Here is a 2,605-nt window from a genome sequence, read left to right as displayed (position 1 = left end):
CAGATGGATCTGCCCGCCCTGCTTCCGCCGCGGCAAGCCGATGCGCTGTGCCTGCCGCGCCTCGGCCTGGGCGTTCACCGCCTGATGGCCGTTCCGCTGCCGCCGTTGGCGCTGACGCGGGGGGCCGTTCCCGCGGCGGCGGGGCGGGGCGCGCGCGAGCGCCGCGAGGCGCTCTGCTTCGTCCCGCTGCATCGGCCGACGCTCCGGCGTCTCCTGCCGGGCACGCGACCCGACGCCCTGCGCGGTCAGGTCGTCTTCGGGCCGCCGGGCACGGGGACGGCGACGACCGCCGTGCGGCTCGGCAAGGGGGCGAGCGTCGCCGTCTCGGCCATCCTCGACGGCGAGGTCCACCAGCTCCTGGGCATCGCGAGCCGTGAGCGCGCTGCCGAGACGGTGACCGTGTTCGCCGATGGCAACGGCGTCGTGGTCTCGCCCGGGGTCAAGCAGGGCAGGGTAGGGCACCCGCTGACCTTCAAGGCGACCGCCCGGGAAGGCGGGAGGCACGCGCTTCGATTCACGTTCTTGACTCGCGACCGCATCGTTTCGAAGATCCAGAGAACGGTCGAGGTTTACGAGGACAACGGTCAGGATGGCTCGTCGGCATGGCGGTCGCCGAAAGCGGGATGAGATCGCAGCCGGCGCGTTCCGAATGCGCATCGCCACGTCCACGAGCGACCACTCGCCCGCGAGGACCGAAGTCAGCGTCTTCGGGGCGGGGCAGCTCGACAGCCTGCGCTTCCACGGAGGCCCGCTGCGCGGTGCGCTGGCCGACGCCGTCCGCGCGTTCGCCGAGGGCCTGGCCGAGTTCGCCGGGCGCACCTGGGCACCCGAGGCCCAGGACCCGGCGTCGGCGGCGAGGCTGCAATCCTTCCAGAACGCCGCCGTGAGCCTCTTCAGCAACCTCTTCCGCCACACGGATCCCGAGAAGGGGGCCAAGGTCCGTGCCGACCTGGACTTCTACCTCGATCACCCGAACCTCAGGTCGATCACGTTCGACAGCGACCTGGCCGGCATCCCGCTCGACGCCCTGCACTACGGGCGCGTGGGCTCGGGGTTCGACGTCGAGCGCTTCCTCGGCAGCCGGGCCCCGCTGATCCACGCGCCGAGGCCTGATAAGGAAGAGAGGGAGGCGGACGACGCCGCGCCATCCGTCGGCCTGCTCGGGTCCACGCGCGTCACCTCCGTGTCCCGACGCGACGAGGCCAGCATCTTCGCCGTCTTCGAGGACCTTGGCGCCGCCTGCACGACGCGGGAGGACACGCCCCTGCTCGGCCTGGACAGGGAGCCGATGGCCGTGGCCGACCTCGCGTCCCTGTTCCGCGCGCTGGGCCAGCTCAGGTCGGTCTGGCACGTCACCAGCCACATGGAAAGCTTCGCGGGCCAGCACTACTTCGTGCTCGACAACGGGCTGGAGGTCCGGCCCGACTTCTTCAGCCCGCACCAGAAGGAGGCCCGTCCCTTGGTCGGGGAGCCTCTCGTGTTCCTGAACATCTGCGCATCGGCGGCCCCCGGGGTCATCGCCGACAGCAACTTCCCGGACAACCTGCACCTCATGCAGGCGGGCGGCGTGATCGCGACCCACTGCCTCGTCAACGAACGCTTCGCCACGGAATTCGCGCGCCGGTTCTACCGGCACGCATTCTCCCGCGCGCCCGGGGTGCGGGGCGAGCGCCTGACGGTCGCGGAGAGCCTGCATCAAGCGCGACGCGACAGCCTCCACCGGGACGGATCCGTCGCCAGCCTCTGCTATTCCTTCCATGCCCTGGACGATTTCGCCCTGCCCGGGGCCATCGAGGGCGAGGTCGCCACGGCGCGCGGGGAAGCTCTGCATGGAGCGGCATAAGAGGGGCGGCACCGGGACGGCGGCAGCCGAGCCCGCGGTGTGGGCCGTCCTGCGGACCGGCGGGAAGCAGTACGTCGTCCGCACCGGCGACCGGCTGAACGTCGCCCGCTCGGACTACCTGGCGGCCACGGTCCGCGACGCGGACGGACGCCGCTTCCACGCGTTCGACGACATCCTCATGCTCGGCTCGGGCGAGGGCACCGTCGTCGGCAGCCCGAACGTGCCGAACGCGCGGGTCATCGCGGAACTGCTGCCCGAGAAGCGGGGACCGAAGACAGTCTCGTTCAAGAAGCGGCGGCGCCAGAACTCCCGGCGGATGCGAGGCCACCGCCAGGTCCTGCAGCCCGTGCTGATCGTCTCGGTGGAGCCAGGCGACGGGCCCTTTGGCGAGATGGCTTGGCGGAGCGTCGACCGGTCCGGACCGGCGGAGCGTGGCAGGTTGGCGGGTGCCGCCGTTCCCGACCTCCTCGCGAGCCTCCGGTGGGGTGGGCCCGGGCAGGCCGTCGAGACGCTGCGGGAGGTGGCGACAAGGTCCTGGTCCGACGTGGCGGAACGGGAGCGCCGGGAAGTGGAGAGGTCCCTCGAACCGCTCCTGACCGCACCGGACGCACGTCTGCGCGCCGCCTCGGCGCTCGCCCTGGCGACCGTCACGGGCGTCCCGGCGGGCGGGGCCACGCCGGATGCCGTGGCCGATGCCTTGACCCGGTATTTCGCGCGCACCGGACGTCGCCACTTCGCCGAGGTGGCCGTCCGGGCCGGTGC

Annotated in this window: 3 protein-coding genes; all 3 read left to right on the top strand. The window is 72.1% G+C overall.

What is annotated here, in order from left to right; translation table 11 throughout:
- The coding region (locus tag MFF42_RS25945) for a hypothetical protein (protein WP_238258835.1) at positions 1-627 on the top strand (627 nt) is incomplete at its 5' end.
- 22 nt (positions 628-649) lie between these two features.
- Entirely contained in the window at positions 650-1,843 is a 1,194-nt protein-coding gene (locus MFF42_RS25940) for a CHAT domain-containing protein (RefSeq protein ID WP_142583512.1), read from the top strand.
- Positions 1,830-2,605 (top strand): 50S ribosomal protein L21 (gene rplU, locus MFF42_RS25935; protein ID WP_238258834.1); only part of this gene is annotated, 776 nt, incomplete at its 3' end. The genes MFF42_RS25940 and rplU, both read left to right, overlap by 14 nt.

The sequence above is a fragment of the Methylorubrum podarium genome (assembly GCF_022179745.1).
Lineage (GTDB): Bacteria > Pseudomonadota > Alphaproteobacteria > Rhizobiales > Beijerinckiaceae > Methylobacterium > Methylobacterium podarium.
The sequence above is the reverse complement of the archived record's forward strand: the minus strand, read 5'-3'. Positions and strand labels throughout refer to the sequence as shown.